The organism is Psychromicrobium silvestre (assembly GCF_013408295.1).
GTDB lineage: Bacteria > Actinomycetota > Actinomycetes > Actinomycetales > Micrococcaceae > Renibacterium > Renibacterium silvestre.
Genome location: NZ_JACBYQ010000002.1, coordinates 1 through 17,867, shown reverse-complemented (window position 1 = coordinate 17,867; position 17,867 = coordinate 1). Strand labels below are relative to the sequence as shown.

Below are 17,867 nucleotides of genomic sequence, written 5' to 3'. Positions count from 1 at the left end.
TTCGTTCCTAGGGGCCTGGAGCGTCATTTCCGGATTGTCTCTCGCATCTGGCGGTTGTTTAGGTTAGTGGTTTTTTCTGTCGTTTGAGTGCGAGGTATCCGACGAGAAGGATGATGAGGATTGCTAGGGCGATGGTGACTTGGCCGGTGCCCCAGTTGAGGCCACCGCGTTCTGGTGTGACGGCTAGCCAGTCGGCAAAGGATGCGCCTAGGGGGCGGGTCAGGATGTAGGCGAACCAGAAGGCGAAAACGGCGTTTAGGCGGAATTTCCAGAAGGCGATGCCTGGCACTGCGATTATTAGGGCGTAGACGATGCCGGAGCCTAGGTAGCCCCAGTGGAAGGTTGTTGCGGTTAGGTCTCCGGCGGCGGTACCGAGGGCGAATGTTGTGAGCACGGTGAGCCAGTAGAAGGCTTCGCGGCGGCTGGTATCGATGCTGTGGATCGACAGAGTCCCCTCTACCCGACGCCAGAGCAGGAAGATCGCGGCCAGGATCACCAGAAAGAGCACTGTTGAAACCGTGTAGGGGATCCCGATTACCACGTGGAGTACATCGGCGGCCATGGTGCCGAAAACACTGACCATGACGACGGCGAACCAGTACGCAGCGGGCACGTATCGCTTGGTCCGGAATTGCAGTACCAGGGCAAGTAGTAGAACGACGCCGGTGGCTCCCACTGCGATTACTGGATCGACGGTTTGGGCGAAGAAATCGCTGGCTGTTTCGCCCATCCCGGTGGTCAGGACTTTGACGATCCAGAACAGGGCCGTGACCTCGGGAACCTTTATCGCGAGGCTCCGGCCCTGGTTGAGTGGACCACCCGGCTCATGAGTAGTCGAGGTATCCGCTTCCAGTCGATCAGGGTTCGCAGCACCCGCCATTTTGCGTCCGTTCCTTGTAGAGAATTTACCGGCGCGGCAAAAGAGTCCGTAGCCGCTCACCAGGATCCTCCCGAGCATCTCATGCCACGCTCTCGGAAAGCCTCATTCATAGCGGATCCAGCACAGATCAACAGCGGCTGCTCATCAGGAGACCGGCCGACTGAGTACCCGTTGACCGGGGTGAAACCGTTGATTACGCTAGAGTTTCCACGGTCGTGGATCTTAGGCATCTTAGAGAGAAAATCCATCATGTCGCTCCGCGTCCACTCGGTCAGAATCGGTGTCGCTGCTCTGGCGATTGCCGCCCTAGCAAGCCTTGGATTTGGCACTGCCAGTGCGACGGCGGCCCCTACCGTGAGCACCCGCGCGGCAGGGTTCTCGGCTGGGCCTGCGAAGGTCTACCTGGGCAATTCGATCACTCTCAAGACTCAGTTTCAGCGCCTGCTGGGGAAGAACTGGGTCAAGACCGGCACGCTCAGCATTGCCGTTTACTTCGATCCGGATGGGGTGAAGCCCAACGCCCTGGTGCGCACGGTGAAAACCACTACCAGCGGTTACCTGAACATCAAACAGGTGCCGAGCGTGTCCGGGCGCTGGTCGGTGCGGCTTCCCGCCACCGGTTCGCTCAAGGCCGCCAGCAGTTCGCAATGGTACGTCCAGGTGCTGCCTGCCGTGGCCAAGCCGATCAGCAAAAACAGCTGTCCAGCCTGGGCTCCGATCAAGGGCAACAAGAGCAGCCACATCTATCACTTACCGGGCCAGCGCTTTTATAAGGTGACCAATCCAGAGCTCTGTTTCGCGAATGAGACCGCTGCGGTCAAGGCCGGGTACCGCAAGTCCAAGGTCTAAAAGCTGGTTTCTCGATGAGTTAGCGGACCTAGCCCGGGTAACTCGGGGTTCAAAACCTGGACACGATTCGTCCGAGCAACTAAGTCAGAGCAGACTGGCGTAGTGACCATCCACGGAGCGCAAAGGCCTTTTTCGCTAGGACTGAGTACCACCGCCTTGAGCTTGGGGGCCGCCCTCAACCCGCTCAACTCCTCCATGATCGCGGTGGCTCTGGTGATGCTGCGAGGAGATTTCAAGCTCGACGTCGCCACCGTCACCTGGGTGATCACCGCCTTTTACCTCACCTCGGCTGCTGGGCAGCCTCTGATGGGCAGGCTGGCAGACCGTTTCGGGCCGAAACGACTTTTCACTTTCGGGATGGCGCTGGTAGCGGTGACCTGTGCCGTGGCTCCCTTCGCCGGAAGCTTTTTCCTGGTCTGCCTGGCCAGGGTCTTTATGGCCCTGGGTACCGCAACTGCCTTCCCGAGTGCGGTAGTGATGGTTCGCACGCTCAGCGAAGCGGCTAAGGTGAGTTCCACTCGTCCGTTGGCACGGATCCAGATGGCCAGCACTGCTGGTGCGGCCATTGGGCCCGTAGTGGGCGGCTTGCTGGTGAGTTCTATCGGCTGGCCGTCGCTGTTCTATATCAATGTGCCGCTTTCCCTGCTCGCATTGCTCGGAGTGCAGTTCTTTGCCCCCGCAGATCCGCCCAGGGAGAAAGGCAGATTGGGCGAGTTGATCAAAGCCTCGGATCTACCGGGCATCCTTGCCTTCACCGCGACCCTGGTGTTGCTGTTGATGGGTTTGCTGGACGCGCTTCCCGGTTATCGCTGGCTGCTGCTCGCACTGGCTCCAGCGGCTGCCGCCCTTTTTGCCTGGCGCGAACTCAAAGCCGGGCGGCCGTTTCTGGATCTGCGCTTGCTAGGCCGAAACCGGCCATTACTGCTGATTTATCTGGCCTTCGCCGTCTTCAACGGTGTCTATTACATAGCCTTCTTTGGCTTGCCTCAGCTCTTCGAAGAGTCGGCAGGCTACCCAGCCAATATTGTCGGCTTGCTGATGCTCCCGCTCGCTGCCGTTTCAGTGATTGCCACCCCGTTTGCGGCTCGGGCGATCGATCGTTTTGGGGTGCGCGGGGTGCTGATCATCGGGGTGATTACCCTTTTGCTCGGGGCAGCACTACTGGGGCTGCTGGTGCTCAGCTATCAGGTCTGGCTGATTGTTATTCTGGCCGCCGCGCTTGGCTTGCCCTATAGTGCCGTCAGCATTGCCTCCAGTCAGGGCATGTATGCCTCCACCCGAGCCGAGGACGCCGGGGTAGCTGCCGGAATCTTGCAGACTTGTCGCTATATCGGCGCCATTAGCGCCACCGTGCTGATCGGAATCTTTTATGCGCCGGGCGTCGATCAGACCGCTTGGGCTTGGCTGGTCGGCTCCATGATTGTGCTGAGTCTGCTGGCCTTGCTAATCACCATCCTGTGGCGACCAGCCGCTAAACAGTAATCCAAGTTGTAGTTAGGTAGCCTAACTGTTAGGCTACCTAACCGTGAGAACAACAGAGGCAGAACTCCTCGATTTGGCCGCCGACTTCAGAAACTCGCTGCGGCAAACCGTGTTTCTTACCCGGCAACTCGATCTGGACTCTGAACTTTCCGCAGCCCAGCTGAGCGTCTTGAACATGATGGCCGACGGCGGATTGCGGGTCAGTGCGATCGCCGCCAACCTCGGTGTCCGGGTGCCAAGCGCCACCGAGTCAATCAAGAAACTCGAAGCCGCCGGATTCTTAGAACGCAGAGCAGATCCGGGTGACTCGCGCGCCGTCGTGGTCCGCCTCAGCGAAGCGGGCAGGCAAGCGGCGGAGAAAAGCAATGCCCGGCGGAACCAACTCATGGCGGAATTACTGGAGCACCTGGCCCCGCGGGAGCGGGAACAATTGCGAACCGCTCTGCCGGTGATCTCGCGACTGAACAACATTATGACGACAGGAAACTAGGAACTTACAGTGCCAGCTCATCAGGACGTGGAAATAGCCGAAGAAACCCTCCACGAAGAAAAGGTTTCGACGCTCCGTCAGCCGATTGCTGTCTGGGCTACGGCCATCGCGGCGGTCTTCGCTTTTATGGGCATCGGGTTGGTGGACCCGATTCTGCCAGCTATTGCGGTGAATCTGAAGGCCAGCACTTCCGAGGTCTCATTGCTTTTCACTAGCTACTTCTTGGTGACCGCAATAGCCATGCTGATTACCGGCTGGGTGTCCTCACGGATCGGTGGCAAGAAAACCCTACTCATCGGTCTCGGGGTGATCGTCATCTTTGCCTCACTTTCGGGCCTCTCAAACAGCGTGGGTGAGCTAGTCGGCTTCCGCGCCGGTTGGGGCCTAGGCAATGCACTCTTCGTGGCCACCGCGCTCGCGGTGATTGTCGGCGTCGCCAGTGGTGGCACTGCAACCGCCATCATCCTCTACGAAGCCGCCCTGGGCTTGGGGATTTCGCTCGGCCCGCTGCTCGGAGCCTTGCTGGGTGGCTGGCAATGGCGGGCACCGTTCTTCGGCACCGCCACCGCGATGGCACTGGCGTTTATTGCCTGCGCAGCTTTGCTGCCTAAAATGACCCCGCCCGCAGTCAAGACCCGGCTGCGTGATCCCTTCCTGGCCTTAGGCCACAAGGGCTTGCGCTACACCGCGAGCAGCGCGCTGTTCTACAATTTCGGCTTCTTCACCATCCTGGCCTTCGTCCCCTTCATCCTCGGCATGGACGCGTACGGCATCGGTGCGGTGTTCTTCGGCTGGGGGCTCTGCCTGGCAATCACCTCGGTTTTTGTAGCACCGGTACTGCAGCGCAGGTTCGGCACCACTAAGGTCTTGACGGCAACGCTGGCTGCGCTCCTGGTCGTGCTCGTGGTGATCGGCCTAGCTGCGGGTCACTCGATACCGCTGGTGGTAGTCATGGTGGTGATTTCGGGCGCTCTGCTGGGTGTCAACAACACTCTGTACACCGAACTGGCGATGGGCGTCTCCGATGCACCCCGCCCGGTGGCGAGCGCCGGTTACAACTTCGTACGCTGGATGGGCGGGGCCCTGGCCCCCTTCATCGCCGCTCAACTGGGTGAGCACTTCGGTGAGCAGGTCCCGTTCTTCGTGGCCGCCTTCGCCATCTTGATTGGCATCGCGGTGGTGCTCAGCGGGCGGAAGTACCTGCGCAGCCACGAACCGCACGAGGTGTGATTAGACTCCGACGTCCCGCTTGCGCAGCGCCAACACCGAGACAAGGGCGAAGAGTATCGCGAGCCCATAGAGACTCAGCAGGGGCCAGCCGCCGGAGGCACTAGCCAAACCGTTGGCCAGCGGCTTGTCCGCATAGGCCCAGCTATACGGCGAGAGCGCATGTAGCCAATTCAGGTCCTGGGACTGGTTACCCAGAGCATTGAAGATATAGCCGACGACGGCGACAAAGGCTCCCGCTCCGATGCCCCAGATCCGGCGGCCGGTCAAGGCCCCAGCCATAAAAGCGGCCGAGCCGGAAAGCAGTGCCAAACCAGCGAACAGCGCGACGCCGATGGCCAGGTTGCCTAGATTGAGGCTCAATTGCGCCGAGTTGTTCAGCGCCGCAATCACCACAAAAACCCAGACTCCAAGCAGCAGCACCCGAAGCAGCATGGCCGCATAGCGTTCCAGCACCACCTGTGTTCGGGTTACGCCATGAGCCAGCGTGAGTTCTAGCTGGCCAGCCTCCTCATCGCCGCCCACCGCGGAAGCGCCCCAGCTAATCGCCGCGATCGAGGTGAGTAGGAAGCCGATCAGCCCAAAGACCGTGGCCTGCACCCAGCCAGCCCCGGAGGAAATATCGTCGTAGCCGATCGACTTGGTCAGCTGCGCTGGCAGGGTGTTGAGCAGCTGCTGCATTTGTGAATTACTACCCGCCATCGAGGGGTAGAGCGGCAGGTACAGGAACATGGCGGCGCTTAGCCCGAGCGCCCAACCGATCAGCGAGCGCCAGGAATCGGCGAGGGCCTTGCTGAACAGGGGTAACGGTGCGCGACGCACCGAGATGGTGGCAGTCATCAGGCAACTTCTTTCGAATCTGAGGTGTAGAGCTTGAGCACGGACTCTTCGAGGTCGGGCTCTTCAAGGACCAAATCGGTCAAGGTCAAGGTGGAGAGCGCTTGCAGCAGCGGGGGAATCTCGCCTTCCAGGGTTGCGGAGGCTTCCACGGAGTCTTGATCCGCGGAGCTGATCGAGGCCACGGCAAGGTTGTCCACGCCGTCGAGCCTGCCTAAGCGCTGCTGCAACTCGGCCATGCTGATCCCGGTGGCGACCAGCCTCAGATGCCTGATTGCGGAAGCCCGCAATTGCTCCACCGAGGCGATGGTGACGATTTTCCCGTCCCGAAGAATCGCGACCTCATCTGCCGCCTGCTGGATTTCGCTGATCACATGGCTGGAGAGGAAAACGCTCTGCCCGGCCTCGCGGGCTTCGCGGACCAGGTCCAGGAAGACCTGCTGCATAAGCGGGTCCAGGCCGGAGGTGGGTTCGTCGAGGACCAGTAAATCGGGCTGGTGCATAAAGGCTTGGACAATGCCGAGCTTTTGCTTATTACCCTTGGAGAGCTTGCGCACCGCGCGGCTCAGGTCCAGGCTCAGCCGCTCGGCCAATTCCTCGATCTGGCCTTGCCGCACCGGCCCGGAAATATCCGCGTAGTGCTGGAGTAGTTTCCGGCCGGTGGTCCGACCATCGAGGATCAGCTCACCGGGGAGGAAGCCGATTCGGCGACGCAGCTCCGGGCCCGCGTGCCGGGGGTCTTCACCCAGTACGATGGCGTGGCCTGAGCTGGGGCGAATAATGTCCAGCAGAGTGCGCATGGTGGTGGTCTTCCCCGCGCCATTTGGGCCGATCACACCGAAAACGGAGCCCCTGGGCACCTTGAAGCTGACGCCTTTGAGCGCCAGATTGCTGCCGTAGCGCTTGGTTAGCTCGTGGGCTTCGATAGCGTTTTCGCTGCTTTGCTGTTTCGGTTCGGTCTTTTCGGCCGTTGAGAGGTGGCTCATAGCCGTTCCCCTTCCTTTCTCTGCCTTTGTTGCCTTTGTTGAGGCTCTTCTTCCGAGGTGGGGGAGGAATCGCTGAGGACTTCCTGGGCGGCGCGCAAATAGGCATCGTCCGAATAAAGTCCGTGGGTGAAAAGCTCTAGGGCAGGCAAGGCCATCCGCTGAGTGAAGGCCTGATCGAATTCCTCGGTGTCAAGAGCCTGGCTGACGTATTTGGACATGGTGAGCATGGCCAAGCTGGTCATCGTGATGAATACCGCGAGTGCCCTCGGATCGGAGGAAGGGTTCATGCTTCCATCGGAGATGCCCGCCCGCACGATGCTTTCCGTCTCATCGATGACCAAAGAGACGAACTTCTGACCCATCGGCGAGTCATCGGTCACGGCTCGGCTCAGGTAACGGATTTCAAGATCGAATTCCCTGGGATTTTCCAGGTGCTGCTGGAGTACCTGCTGGAACCCCTGAGGGCTGGATTCATTGCTTGCACGTTCGAAGGTCTTGCTCAGAATGTACTCATCGCAGACCTCGCGGAGTTTGTCCTTACTGCCGAAATGATGGATCACCAGCCCGGGGCTTACCCCGGCAGCGCTCGCAATGACTCGGATGCTGGTTTTCTGAAAGCCCGCATCGGCAAAGCATTGGATGGCGGCGTCCCGGATCCTGGCCGGGGTGCTGAGATCTTCGGTGGCAGCTCGGTTCGGCGTGATTGAACTCATGTTTAATATGCTAAACACTTGTTCAATAATTGGCAAGAGATGCTGCTGAAGATGAGTCGCCGGTGTTATTCTCAAGCTATGACGCCGCAAGAGCTCGCCATGTTGACGCACTTGCGTCGGGCTCGGGATTTGATCGATCGGGAGTACGCCCGGCCGCTCGATGTGCCGACGATGGCTCGGCACGCCCTGATGTCCCCCGCGCATTTTTCCCGTCAGTTCCGGGCAGCCTACGGCGAGACGCCTTATGGCTATTTGATGACTCGTCGCATTGAGCGGGCGATGGCTTTGCTGCGTGCAGGGATGAGCGTCACCGATGCCTGCATGACGGTGGGCGCAACCTCGCTCGGCTCCTTCAGCTCGCGCTTCACCGAATTGGCGGGGGAGACGCCGAGTGCCTACCGGCAGCGGGAGCATCGCGCGGTGACGGCGATGCCGGCCTGCGTGGCGAAAATTCAGACTCGTCCGGAGCGGCTAAACATTGGGCGGCGGAGTGCAGCGAAAACATCGAGCAGGATTCGAGAAGCGAGCTCTTTGAGCGCTGGTTAGTGTTGGTGCCATGACTATCGCACTTCAATACTCGGGCATCACCGTTAATGACATCGACGAATCCTTGGCCTTCTATCGTGACGCGCTCGGTCTCGAGCTGCGCAACGACGTCGCGCAGGGCGGATTCCGTTGGATCACCCTGGGCAGTTCCAGCCAGCCCGGTCTGGAAATCGTGCTCTCCGAACCACATGCCGGACGCTCCCAGGCCGACGGTGATGCGCTGCAGGAATTGCTCACCAAGGGCGTGCTGCAGAACATCGTCTTCCGCACTGATGATTTGGATGAAACCTTTGAGCGGGTCAGGGCTTCCGGGGCCGAAGTTCTCCAGGAACCGATGGAGCAGCCCTGGGGACCCAGGGATTGTGCCTTCCGTGATCCTTCGGGAAACCAGGTGCGGATTTCGCAGGCTGTTGCCCAGGCCTGATTCTTTCGCTCGCCTTGTCCCTCAGCCCAAAACCCTCGTCGAGTGTGGAGGTCTGCACGTTAAACCGGCGTCTTAACGTGCAGACCTCCACACTCGACGGCTTGGAAGCGGCTTGAGTGCGACGGGAGCGGCGTGCGGGGCGTAGGTGAGGGGAATGATGGGGAATATTGACCTCCTCGGCGTTGTTGCGCCGGGCGAGGAAAGGATAGGTTTGAACTATGGCGACTATCGATATCACCGGTGAAACTTTTGGCTCCACGGTAGAGGGCAATGACATTGTCCTGGTGGATTTCTGGGCTGGCTGGTGCCAACCGTGCTTGCGGTTCGCCCCCACCTACTCGGCTTCTTCGGAGAAGCACGACGACGTGGTGTTCGCCAAGGTGGACACCGAGGCTGAGCAGCAACTCTCGGCCGAAGCGAATATCACCTCGATTCCGACGCTGATGGCGTTCCGGGAAAAGGTCCTGGTCTTCTCGCAGCCCGGCGCGCTCAACCCGAGCCAACTTGAAGAGGTCATCACCGCGGTGAAGGCTTTGGACATGACCGAAGTGCACGCGGCAGTGGCCGCGCAGAAGGCTGAAAAGAACTAGAGCCTTCCGGGCTTTACAGTCTTTCGAGCTTCACAGGCTCGGCCAGCAGGGCGGAGAGCGATTCGTTCAAGTCCTGCACGGCCGAGCCTTTGCCGTGTGTGGCCAAAGCTTCCTCGGACTCCCACTGTTCGGTGAGCACGATCTGTTCCGGGGTGTCTTCGGTGACCTCATAACGCAGGCAGCCCGGCTCCTTGGCGACCTCTTCGATCGCAATGTCCAGGGCTAAACGCACCCGGAACTGCTCGCCGTCGTTGGGAATGAAAGTCGCCCGCAAATTAACCAAATCGCTCATCCAGTAAGCCTAATCCTCCGGTGGGAACTCAAGCACATTGTGTCCGGATAACTCGGGCAGCTGGAAACGCCCGTCTTTGAATCCGGCCGGAAGCGCTGCCAACACCTGATTCGGATAGAGCGGTCCATAAAGATGTGGATAGTGCTCGCCCTGGCCGCCGTCTTCCCATTTCACTTTGGTGCCAGCCGCAGACACCGCCTCCAGATCGACCACAAGGACCAGCAACTCCGCCGGATCATCGGCGTAGAAAGCCTCGGCGACGATAGGAAGCTGAGCGGCTGTGGAACCGTGGATGAACCCGATCTGCTCCAGGGTGGCGCCCCTGGTGGACACGCGATAGCCCGCCGGATCGGTCAAAGCCGCGGTCCAGTCCTCCGCGTGCGCCAGATGCAGGATGGAAGTCATCTTGGCAGTCTAAACCGCTCAGATCCGGCGGTAGTCTCGCACGCTCATTCGAGGTCCATGCCGTTCCTTGCTGATTCCGGAAAGATAGAGCATCCGGACCACCCGCTGCCGATGCCCGCGCCAGGGTTCAAGTAGCTCCAGCATGCCGTCGTCGTCCACGGCCTCACCGGTCAGGGCGATGCCAACGAAACCGGGCAGGTGGTAATCGCCCACCGCCACCGCGTCCGGATCACCGTGGCTACGCTGCGTCACCTCGGCTGCCGTCCACGGACCAATACCCGAAATGCTCTGCAAACCAGCCCCGGCCTGGGTGGCATTTAAGCGACCGAGTCGTTCCAGGGCACTGGCACGCTGGAGTGCCCGCATCACGGTATCGGAGCGCTGTGGGCCAACTCCGGCTTGATGCCAGTGCCAGGACGGAATTTTCGACCAGACTGCCGCGCTTGGCGCTAACCTCAGCCGGGGCGGGAAGCCGCTGAGCTGGGCGCCCGGAGGCGTGGAGCCATACTGGTTGATCAGCCTTCGATAGCCCGAAAATGCTTCTTTACCGGTCACTTTTTGTTCCAGAATGAGCGGGATCAGACTGTCCAGAATGCGTCCGGTGCTGGGCAAGCGTAGGCCGGGGTGCCGCCGTCGAGCCTCCCTGACGTGGGCTGGCAGGCTGGCCTGAAAGCTGGCCGAATCGAATTCGGACCAATCGTCCTCGGCCCCGAGCAAGGCGGGAACTCCTTCCAGAGCAGCCTCCGCCCCGGGGCCGAGGGCCTGCGCCCGGACCTCCGTGCCGATTTGCCGCAGGCTCAGGGTTGCTGGCCCTAGCGGAGTATGGAAGGCAAACCACCAAGCGCCCTGGTGGAACACCGCGCAAGGATCGGTGGAACTTCGCTGCACGATGCCCACTGTGGCATGTAGGTCATAGCTGCCCTGTGCACGCCAGATCAGCTCGCGGGGCTGTTCGGAAGCGGTGCTCATACGATTATCGTCGCACGCCATACCGACAACTCAGCCGGGCAGTCCGGCGCTCAACCAGAGCGCCAGCACAGCCAGCGGGATGAGCACGACGACTAGCAGCAGTCCTAGCCCGGCGAAACGCAGCCAGGACACCTCAACCCCCAGATTTTTCAGCCGTTCATGCCAGAGCACGGTGGCCAAGGACGCCCAAGGGGTTAGTAGCGGGCCAAGGTTCACCCCAATCAGCAAGGCGGCGAGCCTGATCGGTGAATCCGCAACCGGCTCCAAGGCGAGATAAGCGGGAAGGTTATTGACCACATTCGCCGAAGCTGCGCCTAGCCCAGCCAATTGCAGCAACGGCAAATACCCCTCGCCCGGACCTGAGATGGCAGCTAAGAGCTGGGGCAAGCCACGGGACTGGAGGGTTTCTACGAGCAGAAACAGCCCCGCCGCCAGCATCAGTGGACGCCAGGGAACCATCCGCCAGCTCAGGGCTCCCGGGCGGCGGAGTGCAAAAGCCAGCAGCAGAACCAGCGCCGCGGCCAGCGCCGGATACTCCACTGGAATGCCGCTGACCAGCAGCGGTAAGAGCACGGCCACGACGACGGCGCAGATCAACAGCAGGGTACGATCTCTTGGTCTGGGCGCCGGTTCCGGCGTGAAACTGCCGCGGAAGTCCTTGCGAAAAAGTAGCCAGAGCGCGGCAATCGGGACGATGATCCCGATCAGCGCGGGTGCCCAGAGCGCCGAGGCGAATTGCCAGGGTGAATAGTTGAGTCGATGCTGAGCTAAAAGGTTGCTGAGATTGGAAACCGGGAGCAGCAGAGAGGCGGTATTGGCCAACCAAACGGTGGTTAAGGCGAACGGCATTGCAGGCAGCCGGGCATGCAAAGCCAGGAGTACCACCATCGGGGTAATGAGCACGGCCGTGGTGTCCAGGGAAAGGAAAATCGTGCTGAGTACGGAGAGCCCCAACACCATTACCCAGAGTAGGAGGACGCTGCCGCGCTTCCCCGCCCAGCGCGCTAGTGAGCCCGTCAGCGTTCTAAACAGGCCGGCGTCGTCCGCTAACTCGGTGACCAGAGTCATGGCTAGCACAAACAGCAATACCGGAACCGTACGCTGAGCCAATCCCCAGGCTGCCGGTCCCGGAAGGGCGCCGCTGAGCAGACAGCCCAGCCCGGCGAGCAGCAAGCCGCCCGGAAGGGCCCAGAGCCTGAAGATCTTCACCTGAGTATCCTGTCATGCCGATTGAGCCAGAAAGATCCGGTTCAACTTGCGAGAGTAGGGTGAAAGCATGACGACTCGAACTCAGGAACTTGCTGCCGAATTTGCCCCCGAGATGATTGCCCTGCGCCGAGATCTCCATCAAAACCCGGAGATCGGCCTTGACCTTCCGCAGACCCAGCGACGCATTCTTGAAGCCCTTGAACCCCTCGATTTGGAGATCACCTTGGGCAAAGGGCTTAGCTCGGTGACCGCTGTGCTTCGCGGCGGTGCTGCCCCGAACGATGCGCAGGACCGCCCAGTGGTGCTGCTGCGCGGCGATATGGACGGCTTGCCGGTGACCGAGCTGGTGGACGTCCCTTTCAAATCAACCAACGGGGCCATGCACGCCTGTGGGCACGATCTGCATGTGGCGGGCCTGGTTGGGGCAGCCAAGATCCTGCACGCGGTGCGTCAGGAACTTCCCGGTGATGTGGTCTTCATGTTCCAGCCCGGCGAAGAGGGCCCAGGCGGCGCGAAGCCGATGATCGATGAAGGTGTGCTCGATGCCGCGGGCAAGCGCGCCGATGCGGCCTATGGGCTGCATGTGATGTCCGATCAGGTTCCGCGCGGAATGTGGATCGGGAAGCCTAAAACCTTGATGGCTTCCCCGGATACCCTGCGGGTGAAGTTCATTGGACAGGGCGGGCACGGCTCCCGACCTTTCCAAGGCAATGATCCGGTTCCAGCCCTGTGCGAAGCGGTGCTGGCCCTGCAAACCATGGTCACCCGGCATTTCGATATCTTCGATCCGATTGTTGTTACGGTGGGCAGAATTGCCGCTGGGAGTAAGGAAAACATCATCCCGGACAGTGCCGAATTCGATGCCACCGTGCGTTCCTTTAGCCCGGAGAGCCGGGCCAAGGCCGAGGAGCTGAGCGTGGCGCTACTCAAGGGAATTGCCACGGCACACGGGCTGGAAGCCGAGGTGGAATTCGAGCACGTCTACCCGGTCACCGTCAATGACGAGGTTGAATTCGCCTTCACTCAGGGAGTTGTCGAGGATCTCTTTGGTGCCGAGCGTTTCCACTTGCTGGAAAACCCGATTCCCGGTGGCGAGGACTTTTCCTTTGTGCTCGAAGAGGTTCCAGGAACCTATATTTTCCTCAGTGCCTGCGCACACGAAGACCTGCGGAAGGCGGATGGCAATCATTCTCCGCGCGCGGCCTTCGACGACGTTGTGCTACCTGACGGTGCCGCGCTGCTGGCTGAACTGGCGGTGCGCAGGCTGAACCGGGCTGATTCCTGAGGCTATCCAAACCCACTGAGAAAAGGGGCTTGCCAAAGTAGGCTAATGACATTAGCTTTATAGCTATGAACATTTCCTATCTGTCTCGTCCCGAGGGGCGGATTGCCTACACCGTGCAGGGCTCCGGCCCTTTGCTGGTCGCTATTCCGGGAATGGGAGATTTGGCGTCCGGCCTCTCCAGGCTGGCAGCCGAACTTGCCAGCGCAGGTTACCGGGTTGCCGTGATGGACCTGCGCGGTCACGGCAACTCGGACACCAGCTTCCGACTACATGGCGATCAAGCAACCGGAGAGGACCTGTTGGCGCTGATCGAGCAACTCGGTGGTGCCGCCGTCGTACTGGGAAACTCAATGGGAGGCTCCGCCGCAGTCTGGGCCGCCGTCGAACGACCGTCCGCAATCGCCGGGCTGGTGCTCTACAGTCCCTTCCTGCGCAACCCGGCTAGCGGTGCCTTCGCCCAGACCATGATCAAGTTGGTGTACCGGCTACTCTTCCTGCCGCCCTGGGGTGCCGGTCTGTGGTCCAGTCTCTACCGAGGCTTCAATAAGGGCAGGCGGGCGCCTTCACTGCCGGAGCACGTGGCCGCGATCAAGGCGAGCCTCCGTGAGCCGGGCAGGCTGCGATCACTGCGCGAATTGGCTGTGCAACTAGATCATCAGGTGGTGGAGGACCGCTTAGCAGACCTGAAGACCCCGGGCCGCGTCTTTATTGGACAGAGCGATCCCGACTTCAGCGACCCCGCCGCAGAAAGTGCCTGGATGAAGGGGCTCGGGTTACGGGCCGAACTAGTGCCAGAATCCGGGCACTATCCGCACCTGCAACGTCCTGAGCTGGTCCTTCCCGCCACCGTCGAATTCCTCACCGAACTTCGGCAGACTGGCCTCTGGGGTGCGAATGCCTAGGGCGGGGCTCAACCGGGCGGCCGTAACCCAGGCTGCACTCAAGGCGGTCGACGGCGGCGGCAGCAGCGGATTTACCGACCTCACCTTGGCTTCAATCGCCTCCGCCGCGGGGGTGGCGGTGCCAAGTCTTTATAAACACGTTGAATCACTCGCCGATCTCAAACGTTTGGTGGCGCTAGCCTCGGTGGCCGAGCTGACCGACCGAATGAGCGCCGCCACGATCGGTAGGGCAGGGCCCGAGTGCCTGGCCGCGATGGCGCAAGCCGTACGGGCCTTCGCCAAGGAACACCCTGGCCGCTACGCCGCCTCACAGCAGGCAGCGAACCCGAACGACCCCGCAGATCAGGAGCTTGCCGAGAGCGGGGTGCGCGCAGTGGAGCTGATCGGCGGAGTACTGCGTGGCTTCGAACTGCCGGATGCGCTCAGTATTGACGCCATCAGAATGATCCGCAGTGCCTTACACGGCTTTATCGTACTGGAGCTGGGCGGCGGCTTCGGGCTTCCCGACGACCTGGATAAGAGCTTCTCGCTGCTAGTGCACTCAGTGACCTCGGGGGTCCAACAGCTCGCCGAACTGCAATGACCCCGGTCCGGGCGCAGCACCTCGAAAACGCTGCCTTAGCCTTGCTCGTCGCCGTGCTCTTTGTCGGGGCAGGGTTCGACTGGTGGTGGCTATTGCTCTGCTTCGTGGTTTTCGACCTCTCCGCGCTTGGCTACCTCCGCAACCCGAAGTTCGGCGCCTTCTGCTACAACTTAGTCCATCACTATGCGCCACCCGCGCTGCTGGCGATTCTTTACTGGGCCTTGCGCTCAGCGGGAATTGAGCTCTGGATTCTGGGATTGCTGGCCGGGAGCTGGGCATTCCATATTGCGGTCGATCGAGCGCTTGGGTACGGACTCAAATATGACGATAACTTCCAGCACACCCACCTTGCCTGGCTGGGTGCTAGCGGGCGCTCAGTTGTAGCGCCGCCCAGTCCCTCAGAGCCTCAATGAGTGCATCGGTGAGTGGATGCCAGGGCATGCCCTGCGGGCCGGTCAGCACCAGATCTCGCTGCAGCCTTGGTACAAGCGGCAGCAGTACGAGCTCTTCGGGGAGCATCGCTTGACCCAGGCTGGGCATAATGCCGACGCCGATGCCCTGGCGGACCAGACTCAGCAAGGTGCCGAGTTCCCGGACTCGTTGAGTGGCGGTGTAGCGAATCCCGGCAAGCTCGTGAATCCTGCGGACCTGCTCTTCACATCCGCCGGTGGAGGAAATCAAGCCGTCTTCGAGGAGCTCCGCCAGTGGGATCTCAGCCTCGCCAACGAGAGGGTGATCCTTCCGAATCAAAGCGCGGAAATCATCGCTACCCAGCCAGCGCGAACCGGGCTGCGGCTCCATCGGATCGACCAGAATTGCGGCATCGACTAGGCCGCTTTCCAGCCAGTCCGGCAACTCCTCATCGTCGCCTTCGTAGACCTGAACATCAACATGCGGCAGCCGCGCATTCCACAGTTGTAACAATTCCGGCAGCAGGCCTTGGCAGACGGTGGGTACGGCCGCCAATCGGACCACTCCGGAAGCCTCTCCGGATTGTTCCCGAACGCTGGCTTCGAGGGCATCTACGGTGGCTAAGACAGTTCGGGCGCGGGGGATCAGTAACTCGCCTAGGGAGGTGAGGCAGACGCCGTTTTTCCGGCTCAGTACCTGCTGCCGCAGCTCCTTTTCCAAACTGGAGATGGCATGGGACACCGCGGATTGGCTGATTCCCAAGGCTCCCGCGGCAGCGGAAAAACTACTGTGATCCACGACGGCGGTGAAGGCGCGGAGTTGCGCTATGGTCACGGACATGAGAACTCCTCATGGGTGGATAAGTTTTTCATATTTGATTCATAGCCGGATGTCTCCTGATACTAGACCTGAATCTAAGGAGCTCAGAATGGTCGAATCAGCTCGTCCCGGCACGCGCAAACCACTGGTGCTTTTGGCCTATCTAGCCCTGGCCGCCACCTGGGGTGCGAGTTTCCTGTTCATGAAGGTGGGGTTGGAAGGCCTGTCTTCGGCGCAGGTGGTGTGGGGTCGCTTAGCCTTTGGGGCACTCGCTCTAGTGGCTCTGATGATTTTCAGGCAGGCGGCGCTGGCCTCGCGAACGGCGGATCTGGGGTCATATGCTCGTCGTCTCCATCTTTTTCTGCGTGGTGCCCTACCTGCTCTTCGCTTGGGCCGGGCAGTTCCTGCCCTCTGGGACTCTCCAGCATCCTGAACGCGACCACGCCGGTGATGACCTTAGTGATCTCTGCCGTGATGTTGCCGCAAGAGCGACTCAACCGCCTACAAATCAGCGGCGTGCTACTCGGCGTCTTAGGAGTGCTGCTTGTCGTCGGCCCCTGGCAACTGATCGGTGATCCGGCTTTTCTGAGCTCTATTCCTGCGCAACTTGCTTGCCTGGCGGCTACCGCCTGCTACGGCGTTGGCTTGAGTTACCTGCGGCGCTTTGTTTCCGGAACGCATAACTACGATGCCACCACGATTGCCGCCGTCCAGATCGTCTTAGCCTTTGCGCTTGCCTGCGTATTGGCTCCCTTCAGCATGCTGAACCCGGTGCAGTTGAACTGCCGGTAATTCTCAGCATTCTGCCTGCTTGGCGTGCTAGGCACCGGCTTCGCCTATGTCTGGAGCACCATGATTGTCGGGGCTTGGGGTGCCACCGCAGCCTCCACTGTGACCTATTTGGCTCCAGTGGTCGGGGTGATCCTGGGCGTCCTAGTGCTACACGAAAGTCTGCATTGGAATGAGCCGGTGGGTGGGGCGATCGTGGTCCTCGGCATCCTACTCAGCCAGGGCAGGCTTCGCTGGCCGCTGCGAGAGCGCGGTTCGGCTTCGGAAAAGCTCACCGTCTGAGGGTTTCAGGCCCCAGACGGTACGCTGGATTGCATGAAATACGCCAACTCGGTGCTGGACTTGATCGGCAACACTCCACTGGTCAAACTCAATAAGGTCACCGAGGGCATCCAAGCCACCGTGCTGGCCAAAGGTTGAATACTTCAACCCGGGAGGCTCCGCTTAAGGACCGGATCGCGGTCAAGATGCTCGACGAGGCAGCCAAAGAGGGCAAAATTGCTCCGGGTGGCACCATCGTCGAACCCACCTCGGGGAACACCGGGGGTAGCCATGGCCATGGTCGCCCAGCAGCGCGGTTACCACTGCGTCTTTGCCGTGCCGGACAAAATCGCCGAGGACAAGCGCGCAGCCTTGCGGGCCTACGGTGCGGAAGTAGTGGTGACGCCCACCGCGGTAGCAGCCGATTCCCCGCAGTCCTATTACGGCGTTTCGGACCGTTTAGCTGCCGAGATCCCGGGAGCCTATAAGCCCGACCAGTTCTCCAACCCGAATGGCCCACTGAGCCATTATGAATCCACCGGACCGGAGATTTGGCGGGATACTGACGGCAAGGTGACTCACTTCGTGGCCGGCGTAGGCACCGGCGGCACGATTACCGGAACCGGGCGCTATCTGCGCGAAATCTCCGCGGATCGGCCCAGTGGCGAGGTACAGATTATCGGCGCGGACCCGGAGGGCTCGGTCTACTCCGGTGGCACCGGTCGGCCCTATTTGGTCGAAGGCGTCGGCGAAGATATTTGGCCGGGTTCTTACGATCCAGCGGTACCGCACGAGGTACTGGCCATTTCCGACGCCGATAGCTTCTCGATGACTCGCAGGCTAGCTCGCGAAGAAGGCTTGCTGGTGGGTGGATCTTCCGGAATGGCCGTGGTCGCCGCGCTCCAAATTGCCGCTGAA

Annotated in this window: 23 protein-coding genes and 1 pseudogene; 15 read left to right on the top strand and 9 right to left on the bottom strand. The window is 60.9% G+C overall.

Annotated elements, in window-relative coordinates:
* Positions 1 to 58: 58 nt before the first annotated feature.
* Entirely contained in the window at positions 59 to 880 is an 822-nt protein-coding gene (locus tag FHU41_RS08125; RefSeq protein WP_179389199.1) for a COG4705 family protein, read from the bottom strand.
* Positions 881 to 1,129: 249 nt separating this feature from the next.
* Here FHU41_RS08125 and FHU41_RS08120 point away from each other — a divergent pair, with 249 nt between their 5' ends.
* The 4 genes from FHU41_RS08120 (at position 1,130) to FHU41_RS08105 (ending at position 4,931) form a co-directional block, all read left to right on the top strand.
* Positions 1,130 to 1,729, top strand: a complete 600-nt coding sequence (locus FHU41_RS08120; protein WP_179389198.1) for a sunset domain-containing protein — start codon at positions 1,130 to 1,132, stop codon at positions 1,727 to 1,729.
* Positions 1,730 to 1,831: 102 nt separating this feature from the next.
* A complete protein-coding gene (locus FHU41_RS08115; RefSeq protein ID WP_343046290.1) occupies positions 1,832 to 3,211 on the top strand; it encodes an MFS transporter in 1,380 nt (459 codons plus the stop codon).
* A 43-nt stretch (positions 3,212 to 3,254) separates the two neighbouring features.
* Complete coding sequence (locus tag FHU41_RS08110; RefSeq protein ID WP_179389197.1) at positions 3,255 to 3,701, top strand: MarR family transcriptional regulator; 447 nt, start codon at positions 3,255 to 3,257, stop codon at positions 3,699 to 3,701.
* A gap of 9 nt (positions 3,702 to 3,710) precedes the next feature.
* Positions 3,711 to 4,931 (top strand): MFS transporter, encoded by a 1,221-nt coding sequence (locus tag FHU41_RS08105; protein WP_179389196.1) that lies wholly within the window; start codon positions 3,711 to 3,713, stop codon positions 4,929 to 4,931.
* Here FHU41_RS08105 and FHU41_RS08100 read toward each other — a convergent pair whose 3' ends face one another.
* Genes FHU41_RS08100 through FHU41_RS08090 form a run of 3 tightly spaced genes read right to left on the bottom strand, consistent with a single transcriptional unit; the run spans position 4,932 to position 7,464 of the window.
* Positions 4,932 to 5,768: an ABC transporter permease subunit gene (locus tag FHU41_RS08100; RefSeq protein ID WP_179389195.1), complete on the bottom strand. Its 837-nt coding sequence runs from the start codon at positions 5,766 to 5,768 to the stop codon at positions 4,932 to 4,934.
* Positions 5,768 to 6,751 carry an ABC transporter ATP-binding protein gene (locus tag FHU41_RS08095; RefSeq protein WP_179389194.1) on the bottom strand — a complete coding sequence of 328 codons (984 nt, stop codon included), beginning with the start codon at positions 6,749 to 6,751 and terminating at the stop codon, positions 5,768 to 5,770. Before FHU41_RS08095 ends, FHU41_RS08100 begins: the two co-directional genes overlap by 1 nt.
* Complete coding sequence (locus FHU41_RS08090) at positions 6,748 to 7,464, bottom strand: TetR/AcrR family transcriptional regulator (RefSeq protein WP_179389193.1); 717 nt, start codon at positions 7,462 to 7,464, stop codon at positions 6,748 to 6,750. Before FHU41_RS08090 ends, FHU41_RS08095 begins: the two co-directional genes overlap by 4 nt.
* 78 nt (positions 7,465 to 7,542) lie before the next feature.
* Here FHU41_RS08090 and FHU41_RS08085 point away from each other — a divergent pair, with 78 nt between their 5' ends.
* The 3 genes from FHU41_RS08085 to FHU41_RS08075 all read left to right on the top strand — a co-directional run bounded on the left by FHU41_RS08085 (position 7,543) and on the right by FHU41_RS08075 (position 9,024).
* On the top strand, positions 7,543 to 8,010 hold the full coding sequence (locus tag FHU41_RS08085) for a helix-turn-helix transcriptional regulator (protein ID WP_179389192.1): 468 nt from the start codon (positions 7,543 to 7,545) through the stop codon (positions 8,008 to 8,010).
* Positions 8,011 to 8,020: 10 nt separating this feature from the next.
* Positions 8,021 to 8,434, top strand: coding sequence for a VOC family protein (locus FHU41_RS08080; protein ID WP_179389191.1), 414 nt, complete (start codon positions 8,021 to 8,023; stop codon positions 8,432 to 8,434).
* 218 nt (positions 8,435 to 8,652) lie between these two features.
* Positions 8,653 to 9,024 (top strand): thioredoxin family protein, encoded by a 372-nt coding sequence (locus FHU41_RS08075; RefSeq protein WP_179389030.1) that lies wholly within the window; start codon positions 8,653 to 8,655, stop codon positions 9,022 to 9,024.
* A 13-nt stretch (positions 9,025 to 9,037) separates the two neighbouring features.
* On the opposite strand, the gene FHU41_RS08070 is transcribed toward FHU41_RS08075, so the two are convergent.
* Genes FHU41_RS08070 through FHU41_RS08055 form a run of 4 tightly spaced genes read right to left on the bottom strand, consistent with a single transcriptional unit; the run spans position 9,038 to position 11,899 of the window.
* Positions 9,038 to 9,316 (bottom strand): putative quinol monooxygenase, encoded by a 279-nt coding sequence (locus FHU41_RS08070; RefSeq protein ID WP_179389190.1) that lies wholly within the window; start codon positions 9,314 to 9,316, stop codon positions 9,038 to 9,040.
* Between the two features lie 9 nt (positions 9,317 to 9,325).
* On the bottom strand, positions 9,326 to 9,721 hold the full coding sequence (locus tag FHU41_RS08065; protein WP_179389029.1) for a DUF952 domain-containing protein: 396 nt from the start codon (positions 9,719 to 9,721) through the stop codon (positions 9,326 to 9,328).
* Between the two features lie 18 nt (positions 9,722 to 9,739).
* Positions 9,740 to 10,690, bottom strand: coding sequence for a DNA-3-methyladenine glycosylase family protein (locus tag FHU41_RS08060; RefSeq protein ID WP_179389028.1), 951 nt, complete (start codon positions 10,688 to 10,690; stop codon positions 9,740 to 9,742).
* A gap of 30 nt (positions 10,691 to 10,720) precedes the next feature.
* Positions 10,721 to 11,899 carry an SLC13 family permease gene (locus FHU41_RS08055; RefSeq protein WP_179389027.1) on the bottom strand — a complete coding sequence of 393 codons (1,179 nt, stop codon included), beginning with the start codon at positions 11,897 to 11,899 and terminating at the stop codon, positions 10,721 to 10,723.
* Between the two features lie 67 nt (positions 11,900 to 11,966).
* On the opposite strand from FHU41_RS08055, the gene FHU41_RS08050 reads away from it, so the two are divergent.
* The 4 genes from FHU41_RS08050 to FHU41_RS08035 all read left to right on the top strand — a co-directional run bounded on the left by FHU41_RS08050 (position 11,967) and on the right by FHU41_RS08035 (position 15,082).
* Entirely contained in the window at positions 11,967 to 13,184 is a 1,218-nt protein-coding gene (locus FHU41_RS08050) for a M20 metallopeptidase family protein (RefSeq protein WP_179389026.1), read from the top strand.
* A gap of 65 nt (positions 13,185 to 13,249) precedes the next feature.
* On the top strand, positions 13,250 to 14,086 hold the full coding sequence (locus tag FHU41_RS08045) for an alpha/beta fold hydrolase (protein WP_179389025.1): 837 nt from the start codon (positions 13,250 to 13,252) through the stop codon (positions 14,084 to 14,086).
* Entirely contained in the window at positions 14,079 to 14,669 is a 591-nt protein-coding gene (locus tag FHU41_RS08040) for a TetR/AcrR family transcriptional regulator (protein ID WP_179389187.1), read from the top strand. The genes FHU41_RS08045 and FHU41_RS08040 overlap by 8 nt, the downstream gene beginning before the upstream one ends.
* The gene (locus FHU41_RS08035; protein ID WP_179389024.1) at positions 14,666 to 15,082 is read left to right on the top strand and encodes a DUF4260 domain-containing protein; all 417 of its coding nucleotides are present in this window, start codon (positions 14,666 to 14,668) and stop codon (positions 15,080 to 15,082) included. The genes FHU41_RS08040 and FHU41_RS08035 overlap by 4 nt, the downstream gene beginning before the upstream one ends.
* Here FHU41_RS08035 and FHU41_RS08030 read toward each other — a convergent pair.
* The gene (locus tag FHU41_RS08030; RefSeq protein ID WP_179389023.1) at positions 15,033 to 15,920 is read right to left on the bottom strand and encodes a LysR family transcriptional regulator; all 888 of its coding nucleotides are present in this window, start codon (positions 15,918 to 15,920) and stop codon (positions 15,033 to 15,035) included. The two genes, FHU41_RS08035 and FHU41_RS08030, sit on opposite strands and share 50 nt — an antisense overlap.
* 88 nt (positions 15,921 to 16,008) lie before the next feature.
* On the opposite strand from FHU41_RS08030, the gene FHU41_RS15110 reads away from it, so the two are divergent.
* From FHU41_RS15110 to FHU41_RS08020, 4 genes and pseudogenes are all read left to right on the top strand, one after another.
* Positions 16,009 to 16,332, top strand: coding sequence for an EamA family transporter (locus FHU41_RS15110; RefSeq protein ID WP_246279579.1), 324 nt, complete (start codon positions 16,009 to 16,011; stop codon positions 16,330 to 16,332).
* A 17-nt stretch (positions 16,333 to 16,349) separates the two neighbouring features.
* Complete coding sequence (locus tag FHU41_RS15105) at positions 16,350 to 16,691, top strand: hypothetical protein (protein ID WP_246279578.1); 342 nt, start codon at positions 16,350 to 16,352, stop codon at positions 16,689 to 16,691.
* A gap of 24 nt (positions 16,692 to 16,715) precedes the next feature.
* Positions 16,716 to 16,970 (top strand): EamA family transporter, encoded by a 255-nt coding sequence (locus tag FHU41_RS15100; RefSeq protein ID WP_343046289.1) that lies wholly within the window; start codon positions 16,716 to 16,718, stop codon positions 16,968 to 16,970.
* 33 nt (positions 16,971 to 17,003) lie between these two features.
* Positions 17,004 to 17,867, top strand: a pseudogene (locus FHU41_RS08020) (PLP-dependent cysteine synthase family protein); the annotation flags it as partial.